This is a genomic window from Pseudomonas sp. TE3644, from assembly GCF_056278815.1.
The window spans coordinates 1,263,231-1,283,778 of record NZ_JBWBQF010000001.1 but is presented as its reverse complement, the minus strand read 5'-3'; the positions used below and the strand labels follow the sequence as shown (position 1 = coordinate 1,283,778).

General features: G+C 60.4%; 26 protein-coding genes and 1 tRNA gene. 9 read left to right on the top strand and 18 right to left on the bottom strand.

Annotated elements, in window-relative coordinates; translation table 11 throughout:
- Window positions 1–84: 84 nt before the first annotated feature.
- From ACZ9GA_RS05900 to ACZ9GA_RS05880, 5 genes are all read left to right on the top strand, one after another.
- Window positions 85–1,593 carry a nucleobase:cation symporter-2 family protein gene (locus ACZ9GA_RS05900; RefSeq protein ID WP_457363555.1) on the top strand — a complete coding sequence of 503 codons (1,509 nt, stop codon included), beginning with the start codon at window positions 85–87 and terminating at the stop codon, window positions 1,591–1,593.
- A gap of 225 nt (window positions 1,594–1,818) precedes the next feature.
- Window positions 1,819–2,049, top strand: coding sequence for a hypothetical protein (locus ACZ9GA_RS05895; protein ID WP_457363556.1), 231 nt, complete (start codon window positions 1,819–1,821; stop codon window positions 2,047–2,049).
- A gap of 398 nt (window positions 2,050–2,447) precedes the next feature.
- Window positions 2,448–2,708: a hypothetical protein gene (locus ACZ9GA_RS05890; protein ID WP_457363557.1), complete on the top strand. Its 261-nt coding sequence runs from the start codon at window positions 2,448–2,450 to the stop codon at window positions 2,706–2,708.
- Between the two features lie 228 nt (window positions 2,709–2,936).
- Window positions 2,937–3,383, top strand: a complete 447-nt coding sequence (locus tag ACZ9GA_RS05885; protein WP_457363558.1) for a hypothetical protein — start codon at window positions 2,937–2,939, stop codon at window positions 3,381–3,383.
- A gap of 65 nt (window positions 3,384–3,448) precedes the next feature.
- Window positions 3,449–3,661 (top strand): hypothetical protein, encoded by a 213-nt coding sequence (locus ACZ9GA_RS05880; RefSeq protein WP_457363559.1) that lies wholly within the window; start codon window positions 3,449–3,451, stop codon window positions 3,659–3,661.
- Between the two features lie 118 nt (window positions 3,662–3,779).
- On the opposite strand, the gene ACZ9GA_RS05875 is transcribed toward ACZ9GA_RS05880, so the two are convergent.
- From ACZ9GA_RS05875 to thrS, 9 genes are all read right to left on the bottom strand, one after another.
- A tRNA-Pro gene (locus ACZ9GA_RS05875) sits at window positions 3,780–3,856 on the bottom strand.
- Between the two features lie 106 nt (window positions 3,857–3,962).
- Window positions 3,963–4,319, bottom strand: coding sequence for a MerR family transcriptional regulator (locus ACZ9GA_RS05870; protein WP_008375355.1), 357 nt, complete (start codon window positions 4,317–4,319; stop codon window positions 3,963–3,965).
- The gene (gene ihfA, locus ACZ9GA_RS05865; protein WP_002553164.1) at window positions 4,300–4,602 is read right to left on the bottom strand and encodes an integration host factor subunit alpha; all 303 of its coding nucleotides are present in this window, start codon (window positions 4,600–4,602) and stop codon (window positions 4,300–4,302) included. The genes ACZ9GA_RS05870 and ihfA overlap by 20 nt, the downstream gene beginning before the upstream one ends.
- Window positions 4,603–4,605: 3 nt before the next feature.
- Window positions 4,606–6,984: a phenylalanine--tRNA ligase subunit beta gene (gene pheT / locus ACZ9GA_RS05860; protein ID WP_457363560.1), complete on the bottom strand. Its 2,379-nt coding sequence runs from the start codon at window positions 6,982–6,984 to the stop codon at window positions 4,606–4,608.
- A gap of 21 nt (window positions 6,985–7,005) precedes the next feature.
- Window positions 7,006–8,022 (bottom strand): phenylalanine--tRNA ligase subunit alpha, encoded by a 1,017-nt coding sequence (gene pheS / locus ACZ9GA_RS05855; RefSeq protein ID WP_027981535.1) that lies wholly within the window; start codon window positions 8,020–8,022, stop codon window positions 7,006–7,008.
- Window positions 8,023–8,131: 109 nt separating this feature from the next.
- On the bottom strand, window positions 8,132–8,488 hold the full coding sequence (gene rplT / locus ACZ9GA_RS05850) for a 50S ribosomal protein L20 (RefSeq protein WP_002553161.1): 357 nt from the start codon (window positions 8,486–8,488) through the stop codon (window positions 8,132–8,134).
- Between the two features lie 29 nt (window positions 8,489–8,517).
- Entirely contained in the window at window positions 8,518–8,712 is a 195-nt protein-coding gene (gene rpmI / locus ACZ9GA_RS05845) for a 50S ribosomal protein L35 (RefSeq protein WP_002553160.1), read from the bottom strand.
- A gap of 60 nt (window positions 8,713–8,772) precedes the next feature.
- Window positions 8,773–9,324, bottom strand: a complete 552-nt coding sequence (gene infC, locus ACZ9GA_RS05840; RefSeq protein WP_320578955.1) for a translation initiation factor IF-3 — start codon at window positions 9,322–9,324, stop codon at window positions 8,773–8,775.
- The gene (thrS, locus tag ACZ9GA_RS05835) at window positions 9,324–11,246 is read right to left on the bottom strand and encodes a threonine--tRNA ligase (RefSeq protein WP_457363561.1); all 1,923 of its coding nucleotides are present in this window, start codon (window positions 11,244–11,246) and stop codon (window positions 9,324–9,326) included. Before thrS ends, infC begins: the two co-directional genes overlap by 1 nt.
- 329 nt (window positions 11,247–11,575) lie before the next feature.
- On the opposite strand from thrS, the gene ACZ9GA_RS05830 reads away from it, so the two are divergent.
- Together ACZ9GA_RS05830 and ACZ9GA_RS05825 are read left to right on the top strand one after the other, a co-directional pair.
- Entirely contained in the window at window positions 11,576–11,881 is a 306-nt protein-coding gene (locus ACZ9GA_RS05830) for a hypothetical protein (protein ID WP_457363562.1), read from the top strand.
- Between the two features lie 287 nt (window positions 11,882–12,168).
- Complete coding sequence (locus ACZ9GA_RS05825) at window positions 12,169–12,381, top strand: cold-shock protein (protein WP_003234260.1); 213 nt, start codon at window positions 12,169–12,171, stop codon at window positions 12,379–12,381.
- Window positions 12,382–12,571: 190 nt separating this feature from the next.
- Here the strand turns inward: ACZ9GA_RS05825 and ACZ9GA_RS05820 are convergent, their stop codons facing one another.
- Entirely contained in the window at window positions 12,572–12,901 is a 330-nt protein-coding gene (locus ACZ9GA_RS05820) for an I78 family peptidase inhibitor (RefSeq protein WP_457363563.1), read from the bottom strand.
- A gap of 120 nt (window positions 12,902–13,021) precedes the next feature.
- A complete protein-coding gene (locus ACZ9GA_RS05815; protein WP_457363564.1) occupies window positions 13,022–13,324 on the bottom strand; it encodes a hypothetical protein in 303 nt (100 codons plus the stop codon).
- 188 nt (window positions 13,325–13,512) lie between these two features.
- Between ACZ9GA_RS05815 and ACZ9GA_RS05810 the strand changes: the two genes are divergently transcribed.
- Window positions 13,513–13,722, top strand: coding sequence for a hypothetical protein (locus ACZ9GA_RS05810; RefSeq protein ID WP_457363565.1), 210 nt, complete (start codon window positions 13,513–13,515; stop codon window positions 13,720–13,722).
- 165 nt (window positions 13,723–13,887) lie between these two features.
- On the opposite strand, the gene rbsD is transcribed toward ACZ9GA_RS05810, so the two are convergent.
- The 7 genes from rbsD to ACZ9GA_RS05775 form a co-directional block, all read right to left on the bottom strand.
- Entirely contained in the window at window positions 13,888–14,292 is a 405-nt protein-coding gene (gene rbsD / locus ACZ9GA_RS05805) for a D-ribose pyranase (protein WP_457363566.1), read from the bottom strand.
- Window positions 14,289–15,209 (bottom strand): ribokinase, encoded by a 921-nt coding sequence (gene rbsK / locus ACZ9GA_RS05800; protein ID WP_457363567.1) that lies wholly within the window; start codon window positions 15,207–15,209, stop codon window positions 14,289–14,291. The genes rbsD and rbsK overlap by 4 nt, the downstream gene beginning before the upstream one ends.
- Window positions 15,210–15,225: 16 nt before the next feature.
- On the bottom strand, window positions 15,226–16,251 hold the full coding sequence (locus ACZ9GA_RS05795; RefSeq protein ID WP_457363568.1) for a LacI family DNA-binding transcriptional regulator: 1,026 nt from the start codon (window positions 16,249–16,251) through the stop codon (window positions 15,226–15,228).
- Window positions 16,252–16,254: 3 nt separating this feature from the next.
- Complete coding sequence (locus ACZ9GA_RS05790; protein ID WP_457363569.1) at window positions 16,255–17,247, bottom strand: ABC transporter permease; 993 nt, start codon at window positions 17,245–17,247, stop codon at window positions 16,255–16,257.
- On the bottom strand, window positions 17,244–18,797 hold the full coding sequence (locus ACZ9GA_RS05785; RefSeq protein ID WP_476226445.1) for a sugar ABC transporter ATP-binding protein: 1,554 nt from the start codon (window positions 18,795–18,797) through the stop codon (window positions 17,244–17,246). Before ACZ9GA_RS05785 ends, ACZ9GA_RS05790 begins: the two co-directional genes overlap by 4 nt.
- A 55-nt stretch (window positions 18,798–18,852) precedes the next feature.
- Entirely contained in the window at window positions 18,853–19,809 is a 957-nt protein-coding gene (locus ACZ9GA_RS05780; protein ID WP_457356670.1) for a sugar ABC transporter substrate-binding protein, read from the bottom strand.
- 190 nt (window positions 19,810–19,999) lie between these two features.
- On the bottom strand, window positions 20,000–20,155 hold the full coding sequence (locus ACZ9GA_RS05775; protein WP_457356671.1) for a hypothetical protein: 156 nt from the start codon (window positions 20,153–20,155) through the stop codon (window positions 20,000–20,002).
- Window positions 20,156–20,183: 28 nt separating this feature from the next.
- On the opposite strand from ACZ9GA_RS05775, the gene ACZ9GA_RS05770 reads away from it, so the two are divergent.
- The gene (locus ACZ9GA_RS05770; RefSeq protein ID WP_457363570.1) at window positions 20,184–20,474 is read left to right on the top strand and encodes a DUF1654 domain-containing protein; all 291 of its coding nucleotides are present in this window, start codon (window positions 20,184–20,186) and stop codon (window positions 20,472–20,474) included.
- Window positions 20,475–20,548: the final 74 nt, after the last annotated feature.

The window sequence follows — 20,548 nt, the reverse complement described above, 5'->3', positions numbered from 1 at the left end:
GACGAATTGTATACAATCAATATGGACATATGCGACCAACATTGAATACAGTAAGCCCACAACAAAAATCAGGGTACCACCATCATGATCGAGTCCCCGCCAGCCGCTGTCCGCCCCGAAGATGAAAACCTGGGCCTGTTCGCCAACATGGCGTACGGGCTGCAACACGTGTTGACCATGTACGGCGGGATCGTCGCCGTACCGTTGATCATTGGCCAGGCGGCGGGGCTGTCACCCGCTGAAATCGGCCTGCTGGTAGCCGCCTCGCTGTTTGCCGGTGGCCTTGCCACCTTGCTGCAAACCCTGGGGGTGCCATTTTTCGGCTGCCAGTTGCCGCTGGTGCAAGGGGTATCGTTCTCGGGGGTGGCGACCATGGTGGCGATCGTCGGCAGCCAGGAAGGCGGCGGCGTGGCCTCGATTCTGGGTGCGGTAATGGCGGCGTCATTGATTGGCCTGCTGATCACGCCAGTGTTCTCGCGCATCACCCGCTTCTTTCCGCCATTGGTCACGGGCATCGTCATCACCACCATCGGCCTGACACTGATGCCGGTGGCGGCGCGCTGGGCCATGGGCGGCAACAGCCGCGCCGAGGATTTCGGCAGCATGGGCAACATCGGCCTGGCCGCGCTGACCCTGGTGCTGGTGCTGCTGCTGAGCAAGGTCGGCAGTGCGGCCGTCTCGCGGCTGTCGATTCTGCTGGCGATGGTCATCGGCACGGTGATCGCCAGCCTGCTGGGCATGGCCGACTTCTCCACCGTCAGCCAGGGCCCAGTGTTTGGTTTGCCCAGCCCGTTTCACTTCGGCATGCCGAGCTTCCATGTGGCGGCGATCATCTCCATGTGCATCGTCATCATGGTGACCTTGGTGGAAACTTCCGCCGACATCCTCGCCGTGGGTGAAATTATCGGCACCAAGGTCGACGCCAAACGCCTGGGCAACGGCCTGCGCGCCGACATGCTGTCCAGCCTGCTGGCGCCCATCTTCGGCTCGTTCACCCAGAGCGCCTTCGCCCAAAACGTGGGCCTGGTGGCGGTCACCGGGGTGAAAAGCCGCTATGTGGTGGCTACCGGCGGCGTGTTCCTGGTCATCCTTGGCCTGTTGCCGGTGATGGGCCGCATCATTGCCGCCGTGCCGACTTCGGTGCTGGGCGGTGCCGGCATCGTGCTGTTCGGTACCGTGGCGGCCAGCGGCATTCGCACCCTGTCCAAGGTCGACTACCGCAACAACATGAACCTGATCATCGTCGCCACCTCGATTGGCTTTGGCATGATCCCCATCGCCGCACCGAATTTTTACGATCATTTTCCCACCTGGTTCGCGACCATCTTTCACTCGGGGATCAGTTCTTCGGCGATCATGGCGATTGTGCTGAACCTGACGTACAACCACTTCACGGCGGGCAACTCCGATCAGCAGTCGGTGTTTGTCGCGGGTACCGAGCGCAGCTTGCAGTATCGGGATGTGGCGGCGTTGCGAGAGGGGGATTATTTCAGTGGCGGGAAGCTGTATGACGCGCAGCATCAGGAGATTCCGCTGGTGGAGGAGCGGCATCGGGCGCGGGAGGTGATGGGGGTGGCTTCGGAGCATTCGTGATGCAGGCACCTACCATTCTGTCAGACCCCGCGTAGGACCGTTCTGATTTCGCTGGCCACCCTTGAAGCGTTCGAACCACAGCCCTACCCTGATGACTTGCACATTCAATCACGACAGGGATGGATGAGTTCGAACGCTTCGGCTGCCTCATTCGGTGCAGCCAGAAAGTCGCGGAAGATTGGTCGCTCCACTAACGGTGGGGACCTCCCCCCAGGAGATGATGAAATGGAAGCTCGCGTTACCGCATTGGAAAATGCCACGACGGAAATCAAGGAAAAACTTATACGCTTGGAAACCCGGTTTGAAAGCGTTGAGAAGAACATGGCGACCAAAACGGACATTGCCGAACTGAAAACGGCTATGGCAGAGGGATTCACCAACCAGACAACATGGTTTTTCAGCACGGCAACTGCAGTGGCCGTGATTGCGTTCACAGCTGCGAAATTCATTCATTGAGCCAATACTACGCCGACTGATGACTTGACTCGCTCAGCCAAGCTTTGCCACTATTTCCTCGTAGCATCACGCCTTCCAAATCGCCAGCCTCGCCAAAGCCATTTGCCGGGGCTTTGTCGTCTTTGGCTATTGGAGGCTGATATGTCGAGAGCTCAAGGACGACACGACACGCGTCGAATCAAGGCGAAATACTACGCACATCACCAGACCCGCTTGTGGGACGGGACCCAAGGCACGCCCCAAGGTGCGGGCATGTTCGCCAACCATGGCAAGCTCTGTTCCTGCTGGATGTGCTGCAACCCACGCAGGCTTGGCCTACTAACCCTGCAGGAACAGCGGGTTGCCACGTGCTTGCGCGAACATCAGGATGCACCGGACATTGACCTGGCAGGGACGCAATGCAAGACCTCTTCGATCTGATCACAGCGCTGCTGGACTGGCCCACCTTCCCATCCAAACGGCGCCGCAAGCGTGTTTTTTCCAAGGGTTTCGTGGCACTTGCCGTATGCGTGGCAGTGGTCGAGCAGTCGGCCACCTATGAAGAGCTGCGCAAGCTCAACAGCAAAAGCAACTGGCATCGTAGCCGCTGCCGAAGGCTGCGCTGGCCCTTAAAGGCACCGCTGACTATGCAGCGTGCATCGGGCTTGCGCAGCACATGACCTGGCATCGCCCCTTCCAGCAAAACCGTAAATCGCCCCCCGCGGCGCCACTCTCCTCCAGTGATCGCGCCCCCCACTTTCATGCCCCCCTTTTATAGACTGTCTCCAGTGCAGCGTTTCCAACCCATGGCGGTTACGACGATGGGGAATCCCTGCCATATGCAACCCTTCGGGACGTGGAGATAGTATCCAAGCTCCACTAACGCAAGAGTTTGGAGTGCGACAACCATGGACGAATACTTCGTGGAAGAGATCATGGTCGGCATGATTGATGAGTGGCCGAATTGGATAGTAGAAGCCGAACTGGACTGCCCAGGCTGGGACACGATCCGCCTGCGCGATTCAATGCGAAATTTCCCGGACAAACCCGACATCATGGAAAACATGACCTTGGGACAGATAAAAGCGTACCTGGAATCCCGGGTTGAGAATGCCGAACAAACAAGCACGTTCACGCTGTCATCCATCACTTTCGGCAGAGCTGACGAATGGCCCAACTGGCCGCTGAAAGCATTCTTAAAACACCCGGACCACACAATCAGCGAGTTCCGACACTATGGCCGCGACCCGGATGTAACCCCAGGCGTGGCGGATGAAACCGTCTTTGGTCTCGTAAATGAGATCGAGCGTCAGCACCGCAGAGAACTACGCTGGCGCTTGCAAGACAAGAGCTGAAGCCACTAGGGGCTCCGCCCCTTGCACCACTCGCTGACAAAAACGACTTGGACAAGGAAAAGCCAATGACTCATTACCCGCTGCTACGCCTGAACTTCCGCCCCTTTGAGGACCAGCCAGATCGAGAACTTGTAGCTACCCTGCTGAATCCAGATGGGACGTTCAGGGAATTCACTCTACGTCTGGATGAGCTGCCGGATAGACTCTTTCGTATGACGCTGGCGGACTTAAAGTTACATATCGAGAGCAAGTACAAGGCCCTAATGGATGCACGATGACTCAGTCTCACGTCGATGTGGTGACTGGTACAACACGGTTACGGCATCCCGGGACTGAGCCCTGAATCGCAGATACAAAAAAGCCCAACCTGTGAAGGCTGGGCTTTTTTGAGGAATATGGTCGGGACGGAGTGATTCGAACACTCGACCCCTAGCACCCCATGCTAGTGCGCTACCGGACTGCGCTACGCCCCGACTAGGCGTGAATCTTGTTGCTAAAAACGCGTTCCTTGTTGAAGGGAACGATCAAGAATATACCGCAAGCTTTTGAAAAGTGGAAGTATTTTCTTGATGCTAATTATTACTTTTTCAGTACCACCAGCACGTCTTCCAACTCGGAGATCATCTGCCGAATCAGCTGCTTGTACTGGGTGGTGTCGTCCTTGGCTTCGTCACTGGACATGCGCAACCGCGCACCGCCAATGGTGAAGCCCTGGTCGTACAGCAAGGCGCGGATCTGCCGGATCATCAGCACGTCCTGGCGCTGATAATACCGGCGGTTTCCGCGGCGCTTGACCGGGTTAAGCTGGGGGAATTCCTGTTCCCAGTACCGTAGTACGTGGGGTTTTACAGCGCAAAGTTCACTGACCTCACCAATGGTGAAGTAGCGTTTGCCAGGAATCGGCGGAAGCTCGTCGTTATGACTTGGTTCCAGCATATGCCTCAACTCGGGCCTTCAACTTCTGCCCTGGACGAAAGGTGACCACACGGCGAGCCGTGATCGGGATTTCCTCACCGGTTTTCGGGTTGCGGCCAGGCCGCTGGCGCTTGTCGCGCAGGTCAAAGTTTCCGAAACCGGACAGTTTGACCTGCTCGTTGTCTTCCAGAGCGTGCCTGATTTCCTCGAAAAACAGTTCGACCAATTCCTTGGCCTCCCGTTTGTTCAGACCCAGCTCTTCGTAAAGACGCTCGGCCATCTCAGCTTTCGTCAGAGCCCCCATGCGCTACTTCCTTAACGTGGCATTCAACCTTTGTTCGAGCGAGGTGAGGATAGCTTGCGTCGTGGAATTCACCTCATCGTCATTAAGAGTGCGCGATGGATGCTGCCAGGTCAAGCCAACTGCAAGGCTTTTTCTATTGGGATCAATACCTTTACCTTGGTAGACGTCAAACAGGCTGAGGTCTGTGAGCCATTCCCCTGCATTTTCACGAATAACCTGCAGTACGGCGCTCGAAGGCACTTGAATATCGGCTACCAAGGCCAGGTCGCGGCGCACTTCCGGGAAGCGCGACAGCTCCGAGAACTTCGGCAGTTTGCCTTCGGCCACTTCGGCCAGCACCAGCTCGAACACGAATACCGCGCGGTCCAGGCCCAGGGCCTTGACCAGCTCTGGGTGCAGGGCACCGAGGTAGCCGACTTCGCGACCTTCGCGCACGATACGTGCGGTTTGGCCTGGGTGCAGCGCCGGGTGCTTGCCTGGCTCGAAGCTGAACTGCTGCAGCGCGCCGGCGAAGCCCAAAACGGCTTCCACGTCGGCCTTGGCGTCGAAGAAGTCGACCACGTCACGGCCTTGTGCCCAGCCTTCCGGCAGGCGCGAACCGCAGATCAGGCCGGCCAGCATCGGCTCTTGCTTCAGGCCGTCCAGCTGCCCCACGAAACGCAGGCCGCTTTCGAACAGACGCACGCGGTTCTGCTGACGGTTGAGGTTGTGTTGCAACGCCTTGACCAGGCCCGGCAGCAACGAACTGCGCATGGCAGCCATGTCGTTGGAGATCGGGTTGGCCAGCAGCAGCGGCTCGACACCTGGGTTGAACAGCACGAACCACTTCGGATCGATGAAGCTGTAAGTGATCGCTTCCTGGTAGCCGCGGGCAACCAGCAGGCGACGCAGCTCGGGCAGTTCGCCACGGGCTTCGGCCTTGGCTTGCGGGGCCAGGCGGGCTTGCGGGTAACGAACCGGCAGGTGGTTGTAACCGTACAGACGCGCCAGTTCTTCGATCAGGTCCACTTCCAGGCTGATGTCGAAGCGGTGGCTTGGCACTTCAACGCGCCATTGGCCTTCGCCTTCGGCAACAATGCCCAGGCCCAGGGCGGCGATCAGGCTTTCGATCTGCGCAGCCGGCATGTCCATGCCCAGCATCTGGCTGACGCGCTCGGCACGCAGGGTGATCGGCGCGATGTTCGGCAGGTGTTGCTGGCTGACGGTCTCGATGATCGGGCCAGGCTCACCCCCGGTGATTTCCAGCAGCAGGCCAGTGGCACGCTCCATGGCTTCACGGGCCAGGTTGAAGTCCACGCCACGCTCGTAGCGGTGCGAGGCATCGGTGTGCAGGCCGTAGGAACGGGCCTTGCCGGCGACGGCGATCTGATCGAAGAACGCACTTTCCAGGAAGATGTCGCGGGTCTTGGCGGTGACACCGCTGTGCTCGCCACCCATGACACCGGCGATGGCCAGGGCACGGCTGTGGTCGGCGATGACCAGGGTGTCGGCACGCAGGGTGACTTCCTGACCGTCCAGCAGGACGAGCTTCTCGCCCTCCTCGGCCATGCGCACACGGATACCGCCGTTGATTTCAGCCAGGTCGAAGGCGTGCAGCGGTTGACCCAGTTCGATCATCACGTAGTTGGTGATGTCGACGGCAGCGTCGATGCTGCGCACGTCGCTGCGACGCAGACGTTCCACCATCCACAGCGGAGTCGGCTTGGACAGGTCGACGTTGCGGATGACGCGGCCCAGGTAACGCGGGCAGGCAGCAGGTGCCAGCACGTCTACCGGACGCACTTCATCATTGACCGGTGCCACGGCAGGCACGACTGGGCGAGCGACAGGGGCGGCGTACAGCGCACCCACTTCGCGGGCCAGGCCGGCCAGGGACAGGCAGTCGCCGCGGTTCGGGGTCAGGTCGACCTCGATGCTGGCATCGTCCAGGCCCAGGTACACGCGGAAGTCCTGGCCCACCGGCGCGTCGGCCGGCAGTTCCATCAAGCCGTCGTTGCCCTCGCCCACTTGCAGCTCGGACTGCGAGCACAGCATGCCGTTGGACTCAACGCCACGCAGCTTGGCTTTCTTGATCTTGAAGTCACCGGGCAGCTGGGCGCCCAGGGTGGCGAACGGGATCTTCAGGCCCGGGCGCACGTTGGGCGCGCCGCAGACAACCTGGAAGGTCTCGCTGCCGTTGCTGACCTGGCATACGCGCAGCTTGTCGGCATCGGGGTGTTGCTCGGTGCTCAGCACTTCGCCGACGATCACGCCGGTGAATTCGCCAGCCGCGGGGGTGACGCTGTCCACTTCCAAACCGGCCATGGACAGACGGGCCACCAGCTCATCGCGGTCGACCTGCGGGCTTACCCAGCCACGCAGCCATTGTTCACTGAATTTCATCCTGCTCTCCTAATAATTCGTTTAGCGAAATTGCGCGAGGAAGCGCAAGTCGTTGTCGAAGAACAGGCGCAAGTCATTGACGCCATAACGCAGCATCGCCAGGCGCTCGGCGCCCATGCCGAAGGCAAAGCCCTGGAACTCTTCAGGGTCGATGCCGGACATGCGCAGCACGTTCGGGTGCACCATGCCGCAGCCCATCACTTCCAGCCAGCCGGTCTGCTTGCACACGCGGCAGCCTTTGCCGCTGCACATCACGCACTGGATGTCGACTTCAGCCGATGGCTCGGTGAACGGGAAGTAGGACGGACGGAAGCGTACGGCCAGCTCTTTCTCGAAGAACACCCGCAGGAATTCCTCGATGGTGCCTTTCAGGTCCGCGAAGTTGATATCGCGGTCGATCAGCAGCCCCTCGACCTGATGGAACATCGGCGAGTGGGTGATATCCGAGTCGCTGCGGTATACCCGGCCTGGGCACACGATGCGAATCGGAGGCTGCGAAGTTTCCATGGAGCGGACCTGCACCGGCGAGGTGTGGGTGCGCAGCAGCATGTTCGCATTGAAATAGAAGGTGTCGTGCATCGACCGGGCCGGGTGGTGGCCTGGGATGTTGAGCGCCTCGAAGTTGTGGTAGTCGTCTTCAACCTCAGGGCCTTCGGCAATGCCGTAGCCGATGTGGGTGAAGAACTGCTCGATCCTCTCCAGGGTGCGAGTGATCGGATGCAGGCCGCCAGAGGTCTGGCCACGGCCCGGCAAGGTCACGTCGATCTGCTCGGCGGCGAGCTTGGCACTCAGTTCGGCTTCTTCGAAGCCTGCCTTGCGTGCATTGAGGACTTCTGTAACACGCTCCTTGGCTTCGTTGATCAGCGCACCGACTTTCGGACGCTCATCGGCAGGCAGGTTGCCCAGGGTCTTCATCACCTGAGTCAGTTCGCCCTTCTTGCCAAGGAAGTGAACCCGGATCTGCTCCAGGGCATTGATGTCTTCAGCGTTTTGCACGGCCTCCAGAGCTTGAGAGACCAGCGCATCCAGGTTTTCCATGTACAGACTCCAGATACAAAACAGGGGAAGAGCTTAAAGGCTCTTCCCCTGTTTATGACGTTTAACACCCAAGGCCGCAAACGCGACCCCAGGTGATTGTCGTGGGTACTTAGGCCAGAGTGGCTTTAGCTTTCTCGACAATCGCAGCAAACGCCGCTTTTTCGTTCACTGCCAGATCAGCCAGAACCTTACGGTCGATCTCGATGGACGCTTTTTTCAGGCCAGCGATGAAACGGCTGTAGGACAGACCGTTAACACGAGCACCAGCGTTGATACGAGCGATCCACAGAGCGCGGAACTGACGCTTCTTCTGGCGACGGTCGCGGTAGGCGTATTGGCCTGCCTTGATGACCGCTTGCTTGGCTACACGGAATACGCGCGAACGCGCGCCGTAGTAGCCTTTAGCCAGTTTCAGAATCTTTTTGTGACGCTTACGGGCAATGACGCCACGCTTTACACGAGCCATGAGTAACTTCCTCTATCTTTGACCGAAAATTAACGAAGGCGCAGCATGCGCTCGACTTTTGCAACGTCCGACGGATGCAGCAAGCTGCTACCGCGCAGTTGACGCTTACGCTTGGTCGACATTTTGGTCAGGATGTGGCTCTTGAAAGCGTGTTTGTGCTTGATGCCGTTAGCGGTTTTCAGGAACCGCTTAGCTGCACCACTCTTGGTTTTCATCTTTGGCATGTTCGGATACTCCGCATTCAGTTGATAAACATAACCGCAAGGCCTGCCGTGCCCTGGTGGTTATTTCTTTTTCTTGGGGGCGATGACCATGATCAGCTGGCGTCCTTCCATCTTAGGATGCTGTTCGACGGAACCGTACTCCAGCAGGTCTTGTTCGACCCGCTTGAGCAGTTCCATACCCAGCTCCTGATGCGCCATCTCACGGCCGCGAAATCTCAACGAAATCTTGGCCCTGTCCCCATCACTAAGGAAACGTACCAGGTTGCGTAGTTTTACCTGGTAATCCCCTTCCTCCGTCCCTGGACGAAACTTGATTTCTTTTACCTGGATCTGCTTCTGGTTTTTCTTTGCTGCCGCAATCTGCTTCTTCTTCTCGAAGATCGATTTGCCGTAGTCCATCACTCGGCAGACCGGTGGCACTGCGTCAGCAGAAATCTCTACCAGATCCAGCTTCGCTTCTTCAGCGATACGAAGCGCTTCATCAATCGAGACGATGCCAATCTGCTCGCCGTCAGCGCCAATTAACCGAACCTCGCGTGCCGAGATATTCTCGTTGATCGGGGCTTTCGGTGCAGCTCGTTTATCTTGTCTCATTTCACGCTTAATAATAATTACTCCGAATCTTGGCGACCACGCCGGGAAACCGCTTGTGCGAGGAACTCGGTGAACTGGGCGACGGGCATGGAGCCCAGGTCTGCGCCTTCACGGGTACGCACAGCGACAGTTTGCGTTTCAACCTCCTTGTCCCCGATAACCAGGAGATAAGGAACCTTGAGCAAAGTATGCTCGCGGATTTTAAAGCCGATCTTTTCATTTCTCAAGTCGGACTTGGCACGAAAACCGCTTTCCGTCAGATTTTTTTCCACGGACTGGACAAAATCAGCTTGTTTATCAGTGATGTTCATGATCACCGCCTGGGTTGGCGCCAGCCAAGCCGGGAACGCACCTTCATAGTGCTCGATCAGGATACCCACGAAACGCTCGAACGAACCCAGGATGGCGCGGTGCAGCATCACGGGATGCTTGCGACCGTTGTCCTCGGAAACGTATTCGGCGCCCAAGCGGATTGGCAGGTTGAAGTCCAGCTGCAGCGTACCGCACTGCCAGACACGACCCAAGCAATCCTTGAGGGAAAACTCGATTTTCGGACCGTAGAACGCACCCTCGCCCGGCTGCAGATCATACGGCAGGCCAGCGGCGTCCAGCGCGGCGGCCAGAGCGGACTCGGCACGATCCCACAATTCATCGCTGCCCACACGCTTTTCTGGACGAGTGGACAGTTTGAGCTGGATGTCCTTGAAACCGAAGTCGCTGTAGACGTCCATGGTCAGCTTGATGAACGCGGCCGATTCGGACTGCATCTGCTCTTCGGTACAGAAGATGTGCGCATCGTCCTGGACGAAGCCACGCACGCGCATGATGCCGTGCAGGGCGCCCGAAGGCTCGTTGCGGTGGCAGGCACCGAACTCGGCCAGACGCAGCGGCAGCTCGCGGTAGCTCTTCAGGCCCTGGTTGAACACCTGCACGTGGCACGGACAGTTCATCGGCTTGATGGCGTAGTCGCGGTTTTCCGACTCGGTGGTGAACATGTTTTCGGCGTAGTTGGCCCAGTGGCCCGACTTTTCCCACAGGCTGCGGTCAACGACCTGCGGAGTCTTGATCTCCAGGTAGCCGTTGTCGCGCTGCACCTTGCGCATGTACTGCTCCAGCACCTGGTACAGGGTCCAGCCGTTGGGGTGCCAGAAGACCATGCCCGGCGCTTCTTCCTGGAGGTGGAACAGGTTCAGGCGCTTGCCGATCTTGCGGTGGTCGCGTTTTTCCGCTTCCTCGATGCGCTGGATGTAGGCCGCCAGCTGCTTCTTGTCAGCCCAGGCGGTACCGTACACACGCTGCAGTTGCTCGTTCTTGGCGTCGCCGCGCCAGTAGGCGCCCGACAGCTTGGTCAGCTTGAACGACTTGAGGAAACGAGTGTTCGGCACGTGCGGGCCGCGGCACATGTCGACATATTCTTCGTGGTAATACAGGCCCATTGCCTGGGTGTCAGGCATGTCCTCGACCAGGCGCAGCTTGTAGTCTTCGCCACGGGCAGTGAACACGTCGATGACTTCGGCACGCGGCGTGACTTTCTTGATCACGTCGTACTCGGTCTCGATCAGCTGCTGCATGCGCTGCTCGATGGCCGCCATGTCGTCAGGCGTGAAAGGACGCTCGTAGGCGATGTCGTAATAGAAGCCTTCGTCGATGACCGGACCGATGACCATCTTCGCGGTGGGGTACAGCTGCTTGACCGCATGGCCCACCAGGTGCGCGCACGAGTGGCGAATGATTTCCAGCCCCTCTGCGTCCTTGGGGGTGATGATCTGCAGGGTGGCGTCGTTTTCGATCAGGTCGCAGGCGTCGACCAGGTTGCCGTCGACCTTGCCGGCCACGGTGGCCTTTGCAAGGCCTGCACCGATGGATGCGGCGACTTCAGCGACCGAAACCGCGTGATCGAACGAACGTTGACTGCCGTCGGGAAGAGTAATGATGGGCATGGCGCCTCCTCTCCTAGTGGTGACCCCTACCAAAGGTCACGTGGGTTGGGATGAGCCAGTACAAGATTCGGCGGTGTGCCTGCCTCACAGTGGCAGGAGCCGCTAGGCCAACCAGGACCGAACCAGAGTGACTGGAATAGTAAAAAGGTAACCCGCCATCACGGTTGCCAAAGGAGCAACCCGCACCTGGCGAGGGCGCTCACTCTAGCATAGATAATCACCGATGAGTGGTCGCAGGCTTGCCGCTTGCAGGAACTTGATGGCTCGCCTTCACTCTGATGACAGACAAGCCATACTTTGAATCAACCTGACCCCTGGAGCATTACGGTATGCGTCTTCAATCGCTTTTCCTTTCCCTGGCCGCCTGCGCTGCGATCACCCTGCCCCAGCTCGCCAGTGCTGGCGAGTGGCCGGCCGGGGCGCAGAACCAGTTTCTGGCGCAGTGCGAAAAGGCCGCTACTGAAAAGGCCGGCGCCGCTCGAGCCAAGACTGTCTGCGAATGCAGCGACAAGGCCATCACCAGCAAGCTGAGCACGGCCGAATTGAAGCAAGTGGCCAACTCCGACAACGGCGTGGACGCCCAATTGCAGAAGAAAATGATGGAAGCGGCGGCCAGCTGCCGCACCTCGAAGTGACCCGTTTTACCGCCTTGCGTGGCGTAAAATGACCCCACAGGCCGGAAATCCGGCCACCCGAAGGTAAATTCTGTGTTTTTTTTCGGCTTTTTTTCACGCTGCTTTTTTCCGCCAAACCCAATGAAATCAGGGGTATGGCGGCTTTTGCGTGGCCGGAGCGAAAAAATAGCTGAGACAAATGCGCATCTAAAGAGCTATTCGGTCGAACAATTAGACTATGATAGCCCGGTGTGCCCAGTTGGCCTGAGCAGCACAGCACTACTTAATATGTTTCTTGGAGATACACCATGTCTAATCGCCAAACCGGCACCGTAAAATGGTTCAACGATGAGAAAGGCTTCGGCTTCATCACTCCTCAAGGTGGCGGTGACGACCTGTTCGTACACTTCAAAGCTATCGAATCCGACGGTTTCAAAAGCCTGAAAGAAGGCCAGACCGTTTCGTTCGTGGCTGAGAAAGGCCAAAAGGGCATGCAAGCTGCTCAAGTTCGCGGCGAGTAATCTCCCGAGCTAAAAAAAACCCGTCCATGTGACGGGTTTTTTTGTGCCTGGGATTTGGTGCCGTGTCGAGCCCCCTCCTCGTAGCCGCTGCCGCCAGGCTGCGCTGGCCCCTGAGTACACTGAGCATCTGCAGCGTGTGAGAGGGCCAGCGCAGCCTGGCGGCAGCGGCTACGGGGCGCGAGTGGCAGGCTCAGCCGCAGTTGACGCGCGTGACCTTGCCGCTGTCATCGGCATTGAGGTTGACGCGATCGGAGCGGTATTCCAGGGTCATCACATCACGCGGCTTGAGAATGCGGGCAATCTGCGACCCCGAACCGGTACGCGCCTGCTCCAGCAATGCCGGGCTGGCCTGCTTGCCCACGGCAAACTGAGCACCGTCGGCGTGGCAGCGCCCGTCATTGGCCACCGCAGCCGAGCCGCCTGCCGATTCACCGCCAGCCGAACCGTTGCCGGACGACGCACACCCAGCCAGGGCCAACGCCGCCAGCAGGGTTACCCATGATGCACGCATGCAGGACATGAAGCCTCCTTGTGAGAAATAGTGTTGCCCAGAGTGCGACAGCACAAAAGGCACAGGGTTGCATGACAACCAGTCTGCCCCACCCCGGGACGGCCGGCGCAGGGCAATCGTGTCGAAATGTTAATAGACGTCGATGTAGTCGAACGGGGGATTGGGCCAGTTCTGCTTCAGCGCATTGAAGATCTGCTGCACCCATACGTCGTCACAGGCAGCCACCTCCCCGACGTAGCCCGACCCTGCTGCCCAGGTTTCCAGACGAAAGCGCAAACCGTCGATGTCCTGGCCGCCCACCACCGTGGACAGCCAGGCTTGCCCGGTCTTGCTGACGCGCAGCTGGTTGTGGACATGGTCGTCGCCTGCGGCAATCAACTGCCGAACGGCGTCCAGGGTGAAGGCGTTGCTGTCGTTCAAATCGATGCGCACAGAGGGGTTCCAGCCAGGCAAATAAACCCGATTTTGGCACGATTGGCGCTTTATGCCTAAGTAGGAGTGCCAAAAGGCGCGCCAGATGGTTTACTGATGACCCCGCGCTGGCCTTGTGCCGCGTCGGGCTCGGCGACCAGGGAAACGGTGCGCTGAGCCAATTCTTCTGTCCAGGTAGCCCACGCATCATGGCCAACGTAACCGTAGACGCCGACATCAAAGCCAAATGGCCTCAGGGGCAATGCTCCTACAGCCCGGGCAATCCCGAAGAGCTGGCGATCATCGCCATCGACCTGCTGGTAAAGGAGTTGGGCACGCCGGCGGCGCTGTCGTTTATCGAGCAGGTGTTCGGCAAGTATGCGGCAGAGCCTGGGCATCAGGCGGCGCTGCCAGCCTGAGCCTGCTCCCCCTGTAGCAGCGGCCGCCAGGCCGCGTCACGGACGCCGCCTTCGGCAGCTACAGGACGGCGTTGTCTGCATCGCGGCCAAGGCCGGCTCCTACCACGTACGGTGCAGGAGCCGACCTTGGTCGCGATGCAGACAACGCGGTTTCAAGACGGTACATCAGAAGGTAACGCCGGCAACCAGGATAATGTTGCTGTACGGCTGGCATTCGCCCGTACGCACCACTGCACGCGCCGTGCGGGTCAACTGTTTGAACGCCTCATGGCTGACCAGTTGCTGAGCACCCAGCGCCCCCTCGCGGTTGAGCGTCTCAAGCACCGCCAACGCCGGCGGCGCCTTGTCGAAAATCTCCTGCGCCAACACATGCCCCTCCACCTGCATCTCGCTGAGCACCACGTTCAGCGTCGAGACAAAGTCCGGCACCCCCGCCGTCAGTGCCAGGTCGATCAATTCAACGCCCGGCGGCACCGGCAGTCCGGCATCGCCGATGACCACGGTGTCGCCATGCCCCAGCGAGGCGATCAGCCGCGACAGGGCGATATTGAGCAACGGTGTTTTCTTCATGGCTGGGCAAACCCCGCAACATCGGCATAGGTCGGGATCGACGGCTGCGCGCCGGCACGGGTGACCGACAAGGCTGCCGCTACCTGGCCAAAGGCGATGGCTTGACGCTCACCTTCGCCGCGCGCCAAGGCAGCGGCAAACGCGCCCACAAAAGTGTCGCCTGCCGCAGTGGTGTCCACGGCCTGCACTTGGGGTGCGGGAAAATGCTGGAAACCGGCCCCATCGGCAAACAATGAACCTTGCGCCCCCAGCGTGATGATCACCTTGCCTGCGCCCTGGGCCAGCAACTGCGTGGCCGCCTGCCTGGCACTGTCCAGGGAATCGACACGCACGCCGGTCAAGGTAAACGCTTCGGTCTCGTTGGGAATCAGGTAGTCGATGGACGCATACCAATCAGCCGGCAACGGCGCACTGACCGGTGCGGGGTTGAGGATGACCGTCTTGCCCAGCGCCCTGCCCCGTTTGAGCGTAAATGCCACCGTCTCGGCCGGCACCTCCAACTGGCAGACGATCACCTCGGCCTGCTGCAACAGCGCATCGGCCTGCTCGACCCGCCGGGGGCTGACCTCACCGTTACCGCCGGCCACGATGACAATCGAGTTTTGACTGGCATCATCCACCACGATCAGCGCCAGCCCGCTGCTGACCCCGGGCGCCGTATCGACCGCCTGGCAATCGATGCCTTCATCCAGCAACGCTTGGCGCAATTGCGCACCGTACGCATCGTCACCCACGCAACCGACCATGGCGGTCGAGGCGCCCAGGCGTGCGGCGGCCACTGCCTGGTTGGCGCCTTTGCCCCCCGGCACTGTGGCAAAGCCGCTGCCCACCACGGTTTCGCCCGGTTGCGGCAAGCGCTGGGCGCGGGCCACCAGGTCCATGTTCAAACTGCCTACTACCACAACTTTCGCTTGCATGTGCCTGCACTCTGTTTCAGCGGTATTCATTGAAAAGATCCGAACGCGGCGCGGTGGATTCGCGCAGCACGATACTGGGGGCCACGATCTGCTGGACCACGCCCTCGACCGTCTTGGCACCGATGCGCACCAGCAGCCGCTCGGCCGCCTGTTCGCCCAGCTGGCGAATGGACTGGCCTACCGTGGTCAACGCCGGGTACACGTAACGACACAATTGAATGTCGTCGAAACCGATTACCGACAGCTCATTGGGCACGCGGATGCCGCGCTCGGCGGCAGCCCGCAGCACCCCCATGCCAATCATGTCGTTGGCCGCAAAGATCGCCGTGGGTCGCTGCGCACCGTCCAGCAGTTCGCCCGCCGCGCGATAGCCGCCGGGGCCACTGAAATCGCTCTCCAGCACGCGCTCAGGCGCACTGTGCACGCTGAATTCGGCCAGCGCCCGCTGATAGCCCGCCAGGCGCATCTGCGCCACGCTGGTGTCGGCAGGGCCGTTGATGCAGGCGATGTCGCGGTGGCCCAATTCGAGCAGATGACGGGTGGCCAGATAACCGCCCAACTCGTGATCGATGCGCACCAGGTCGGCCGCTACACCGTCCAGACTGCGGTCGACAATGACCATGGGCGTGCGCACCGTGGCCAGGCTGCTGAGCAGGTCGCTGTCCTCGCCCACCGACGCCACGATCAGGCCATCGACGCGTTTTTCCAGCAGCACGCGCAAGTAACTGCGCTGTTTTTGCGGGTTGTCGTCAGAATTGCACAGGATCACGCAGTAGCCGTTACGCTCGCAAAAATCCTCGATACCCCGCGCAAGCTCAGCGAAGTAAGGGTTGATACTGTTGGGCACCAGCAGGCCGATGGTGGCCGTGCTGCGTGCTTTCAGCGACCGCGCCACGGCGCTGGGCACGTAATCCAGTTGGGCAATCGCCGCCTCCACCTTGAGCCGCACCGGCTCGCTGACCGGGCGGGTCTTGTTCAGCACATGGGACACCGTGGTGTAGGAAATACCCGCCAACGCGGCCACATCTTTGATCGTCGCCATGGCTCAGCTCCGCTTCTTCGCACGTTGACTGCGGTAGGTATCCAGCACCACCGCCACCACGATCACTGCACCGGTGATGATGCGCTTGGTGGGTTCGGTGGCGCCAATCTGCGCCAAACCTGCCGCCAACACCGAAATAATCAATACACCGAAAAACGTACTGATGACCGAACCACGGCCACCCATCAGGCTGGTACCGCCGATCACCACCGCAGCAATCACCTGCAGCTCCAGCCCCGAGCCGGCGTTGGGGTCGGCAGCCTCCAGGCGCGATATCTGAAACAGCGCTGCCAGGCCCGCCAGCAGCCCCATCAGCGAAAACACCAGCACCTTGTACGGCTTGGGGTTGATGCCGGCCAGGCGCACGGCTTCCTCGTTGGTGCCGATGCCGATGAGGTAGCGGCCAAACACGGTGCGCGTCAGCACCGCCTGCGCCACCACGATCACCACCAGGGCGATGATGAACGAGGGCGATATGCCCAGCGCCAGCGGGTCGGACAGCCAGGCGAACGCGTCACCGATGTAGGCCGTGCGCGAATCGGTCATCTGATACGCCACGCCCCGCGCCATTTCCAGCACACCCAGCGAGACGATGAACGACGGGATACGCCAGGCCACGGTGATGGACCCGGTAATGGTACCGGCCAGCGCCGCGCAGCCCATGCCCAGCAAGGCGGCCGGCAGCACGCTCCAGCCCCAGCCGAGGATGGCGACGCTGACCGCCGAAGCCGCCAGCGCCAGTACCGAGCCTACCGACAGGTCAATGCCGCCGATGATCAGCACGAAGGTCATGCCCACCGCCAGCACCATCAGATCGGGGATCTGGTTGGCCAGGGTGCTGAAGGTGCTGTAGGACAGAAAGTGATCGCTGAGCACGGAAAACAGCACGATCATCGCCAGCAACGCACCAGCCAAACCCAGGTAAGTGCCCAGGCCGAAGTAGGTGCCGCTGCGCTTGGTTGCAGGCGCGGCCTGCGGTACTACGGAAGGTTTCATGCAAGGTTCCTGGGCGCTGTATCACTGACCAGCGCATCTCGTTTTTGATAACCGGCAAAGGCAGCCGCCAGCAGTTGATCCTGGGTCCAGTTGTCGCGCTCGAAGGTTTCGATCAGGCGCCCGGCCGACAGCACGCCAATGCGATCGCAGATCAGCATCAGCTCGCGCAGGTCACTGGACACCACCACCAGCGCCTTGCCCTGACGGGTCAGCTCGCCCAGCAGGGCGTAGATGTCGAACTTGGCGCCCACGTCGATGCCGCGGGTGGGCTCGTCGAACAGCAACACCGAACAATCGCGCTCAAGCCAACGCCCGATCACCACCTTTTGCTGGTTGCCGCCCGACAACTGCGACACCAGTTGATCCGGGCTGGAACTGCGGATGCGCATGGCGGCAATCTGGCGCTGGGCCAGTTCGCGCTCGGCGCTGCCGTTGACCAGCCCACCTGCGGAAATCGCCGGCATGTTGCCCAGGGCGATGTTGCCGCTGATGGACTGCGGCAGCAGCAGGCCTTCGCCCTTGCGGTCCTCGGTGATCAACGCAATGCCGTGCGCCACCGCGTCGGCGGGCGAGCGGATGGCGGCCTTGCGCAGCGGTTCACCCACTTCGACGTGGCCACTATCGGCAGCGTCGGCGCCGAAAATCAGGCGCAGCAATTCGGTACGCCCGGCGCCGATCAGGCCCGAGATACCGAAGATTTCGCCCTTGCGCACCTCGAACGATACGTCCTTGACCTTGTCGCTGCGGCTCAGGTTTTTCACCGCCAGCGCCGGCCCGCCGATAGTCCGAGGCCCCAGGTCGATATGCTCGCCCAGCTCGCGCCCCACCATCAGGTTGACCAATTGCTCGCTGTTGTAGTGGCTCATCTGATCCACGCACACCAGTTGGCCGTCACGCAGCACGGCGATGCGCTGGGCCACACGCGCCAGTTCTTCCAGGCGATGGGAGATGTAGACGATGGCCACGCCGCGCGCCTGCAGGCGGGCGATCTGCTCGAACAACATCTCCACTTCCCGCGAGGTGAGCATGGCGGTGGGTTCGTCGAGGATCAGCACATGGCAATCGCCGATCAGGTTGCGGGCGATTTCCACCATCTGTTGATGGCCAATGCCAAGCTCACCCACCGGCGTGTCCGGGTCGATGGCCTCCAGGCCCACCTGGGCCATGGCCTGCAGCGCTGCTTCACGCAGGCGCTTGCGGTTGATCCAGCCGGCCCGGCTGGGCAGGTTGTGCAGGAACAGGTTTTCGGCCACCGACAGGGTCGGCAGCAGGTTGAGTTCCTGCATCACCATGCGCACGCCCAGGGCTTCGGCCGCGGCACGACTGCCCGGACGGAAGGGCTGGCCCTGGTACTGCATTTCACCCACGGTGGCGCTTTCCAGGCCACCGATGATTTTCGACAGGGTGCTTTTACCGGCGCCGTTTTCACCCGTCAGGGCCAGCACCTCGCCACGCACCAGGCTCAGGTCGATGCCTGACAGCACGGGCTGCGCATACGTCTTACCGATACCACTGACCGAGAGTACGACGTTCGGGGCAGCAGCTGACATAGGAATTCTCCAGGCGCCTGCCCAGGACGGGCAGGCGCGGCAGTGCAAGGAAGGCTCAGGGCTTGGTGACCAGCTCGACCGGTGTTTCGATCACGCCGTTGGCGGCGCCGTCGATGGGTTCGTGCTTGATCATCTTCAGGGCTGCCTGGATACCGAACACGGCCTGCTTGGCGGCGAACTGGTCGGCGGTGGCCAATACGCGACCATCCTTGAGCATCGGTTTGATGGCGTTGATGTTGTCGTAGCCCACCACTTGCACTTTGCCGACCTTGCCGGCGGCGCGCACGGCCGACACAGCGCCCAGCGCCATGCTGTCATTGCCGGCCAACAGCGCCTTCAGGTCGGGGTATTCGTTGAGCATGGCCGAGGCCACGGCATTGCCCTTGTCGATTTCCCAGTTGCCGGACTGGGTGGAGACGATCTTCATCTGCGCGGCGTCCATCGCATCCTTGAACCCGGCGGTGCGCTGCTGGGCATTGGTGGTGGTCGACACGCCTTCGATGATGCCCACCTGGTCGCCGGCCTTCAGCTGTTTGGCCAGGTACTCACCCACCAGGCGCGCGCCCTTGCGGTTGTCAGGGCCCACGAATGGCACGCTGATGCCTTTGCTCTTGAGCACGTCGGCATCCAACTGGTTGTCGATGTTGATCACCGTGATACCAGCGTCCATGGCTTTCTTGATCACCGGCACCAGGGCCTTGGAATCGGCCGGGGCGATCACCAGCGCGTCGACCTTGGAGACAATCATCTGCTCGACAATGCGGATCTGGTTGGCGGTGTCGGACTCGTCCTTGATCCCGTTGGAAATCAGGTCAAAGTCAGTGGCATGGGCTTTCTGGTAGTCCTTGGCGCCGTCTTCCATGGTCAGGAAGAATTCGTTGGCCAACGACTTCATCACCAGCGCCACCTTGGGCTTGGTGGTGTCGGCAACGGCCTGGGACAGGGGGGCGACCGCGCAGACGGCGGCCAACAGCGAGACAGCGAGGAAACGTCCAGCGAATGGCAATTTCATGGGTCACTCCGATCTTATGATTATTGTATGCAGCGGATGTGCGCAGGATCGTGCTGAAAGGATTAAGCGAGGATCCCTCAACGCAAACGTTTGCGTTGGGGAACTATGGTAACGCCGCACGACTTTGTCAACTGGCCGCACGGCGTTTTTGCAGCACCTGGGGGCGGTGCCGCTGAAGGGGCAAAAGGTCCTACAGGCGGATAAACCGGCTGGTTTCACAGCATAGCCCAGCTTCGTCGCGGCACCCAGCGATCAGCGCTTTTATGCGTCCTACACCCTGGCCGCCATGACCAAACAGAAAAATTTCCTCGTTGCGCAGCAAAACATAAATTTCGTGGTCAGACATGCGCTTCTTCAGTCGACCTGTTGCGAAATTGCCCACAGTAAAATACTGTATGCACGTACAGCACAATAAGGAATGCTTCGTGGCCACCAACACTTCCCCACTCGACAGCTACCAACAGCTCGGTCTGCGCATCTCGAAAATCATCAATTCGCCCACGGCGCAAAAGGCCCGGGCTGCGCTGATTTTCAAGCTGGACCACGAATCGCCCGATGATTGGGCGCAGTTGCTGGAGGAGATTGGCGAGAACGACAACGTCACCCTTGCCTGGCGCGACGACGGCGGCGTGCAGATTTTCTGGGTCGTGCCCAAGGAAGACTGAGCCGACGCCGCGTCCTTTCACGGTGGCGGGCCCGCAGGCGCCCGCCCCTCCCCTCGTTTTTGATTGGAATCATG

Bases quoted from the DNA above. Each gene is read 5' to 3' on its own strand.
- pheS (WP_027981535.1), bottom strand. From the start codon at position 8,022: ATGGAAAACCTGGATGCGCTGGTCTCTCAAGCTCTGGAGGCCGTGCAA.
- ACZ9GA_RS05900 (WP_457363555.1), top strand. From the start codon at position 85: ATGATCGAGTCCCCGCCAGCCGCTGTCCGCCCCGAAGATGAAAACCTG.
- ACZ9GA_RS05890 (WP_457363557.1), top strand. From the start codon at position 2,448: ATGCAAGACCTCTTCGATCTGATCACAGCGCTGCTGGACTGGCCCACC.
- rbsD (WP_457363566.1), bottom strand. From the start codon at position 14,292: ATGAAGAAAACACCGTTGCTCAATATCGCCCTGTCGCGGCTGATCGCC.
- rplT (WP_002553161.1), bottom strand. From the start codon at position 8,488: ATGGCTCGTGTAAAGCGTGGCGTCATTGCCCGTAAGCGTCACAAAAAG.
- ACZ9GA_RS05795 (WP_457363568.1), bottom strand. From the start codon at position 16,251: ATGGCGACGATCAAAGATGTGGCCGCGTTGGCGGGTATTTCCTACACC.
- ACZ9GA_RS05780 (WP_457356670.1), bottom strand. From the start codon at position 19,809: ATGAAATTGCCATTCGCTGGACGTTTCCTCGCTGTCTCGCTGTTGGCC.
- rpmI (WP_002553160.1), bottom strand. From the start codon at position 8,712: ATGCCAAAGATGAAAACCAAGAGTGGTGCAGCTAAGCGGTTCCTGAAA.
- thrS (WP_457363561.1), bottom strand. From the start codon at position 11,246: ATGCCCATCATTACTCTTCCCGACGGCAGTCAACGTTCGTTCGATCAC.
- ACZ9GA_RS05785 (WP_476226445.1), bottom strand. From the start codon at position 18,797: ATGTCAGCTGCTGCCCCGAACGTCGTACTCTCGGTCAGTGGTATCGGT.
- ACZ9GA_RS05790 (WP_457363569.1), bottom strand. From the start codon at position 17,247: ATGAAACCTTCCGTAGTACCGCAGGCCGCGCCTGCAACCAAGCGCAGC.
- ACZ9GA_RS05825 (WP_003234260.1), top strand. From the start codon at position 12,169: ATGTCTAATCGCCAAACCGGCACCGTAAAATGGTTCAACGATGAGAAA.
- ACZ9GA_RS05830 (WP_457363562.1), top strand. From the start codon at position 11,576: ATGCGTCTTCAATCGCTTTTCCTTTCCCTGGCCGCCTGCGCTGCGATC.
- ACZ9GA_RS05775 (WP_457356671.1), bottom strand. From the start codon at position 20,155: ATGTCTGACCACGAAATTTATGTTTTGCTGCGCAACGAGGAAATTTTT.
- ACZ9GA_RS05870 (WP_008375355.1), bottom strand. From the start codon at position 4,319: ATGCTGGAACCAAGTCATAACGACGAGCTTCCGCCGATTCCTGGCAAA.
- ACZ9GA_RS05880 (WP_457363559.1), top strand. From the start codon at position 3,449: ATGACTCATTACCCGCTGCTACGCCTGAACTTCCGCCCCTTTGAGGAC.
- ACZ9GA_RS05820 (WP_457363563.1), bottom strand. From the start codon at position 12,901: ATGTCCTGCATGCGTGCATCATGGGTAACCCTGCTGGCGGCGTTGGCC.
- pheT (WP_457363560.1), bottom strand. From the start codon at position 6,984: ATGAAATTCAGTGAACAATGGCTGCGTGGCTGGGTAAGCCCGCAGGTC.
- ACZ9GA_RS05810 (WP_457363565.1), top strand. From the start codon at position 13,513: ATGGCCAACGTAACCGTAGACGCCGACATCAAAGCCAAATGGCCTCAG.
- rbsK (WP_457363567.1), bottom strand. From the start codon at position 15,209: ATGCAAGCGAAAGTTGTGGTAGTAGGCAGTTTGAACATGGACCTGGTG.
- ACZ9GA_RS05895 (WP_457363556.1), top strand. From the start codon at position 1,819: ATGGAAGCTCGCGTTACCGCATTGGAAAATGCCACGACGGAAATCAAG.
- ihfA (WP_002553164.1), bottom strand. From the start codon at position 4,602: ATGGGGGCTCTGACGAAAGCTGAGATGGCCGAGCGTCTTTACGAAGAG.
- ACZ9GA_RS05885 (WP_457363558.1), top strand. From the start codon at position 2,937: ATGGACGAATACTTCGTGGAAGAGATCATGGTCGGCATGATTGATGAG.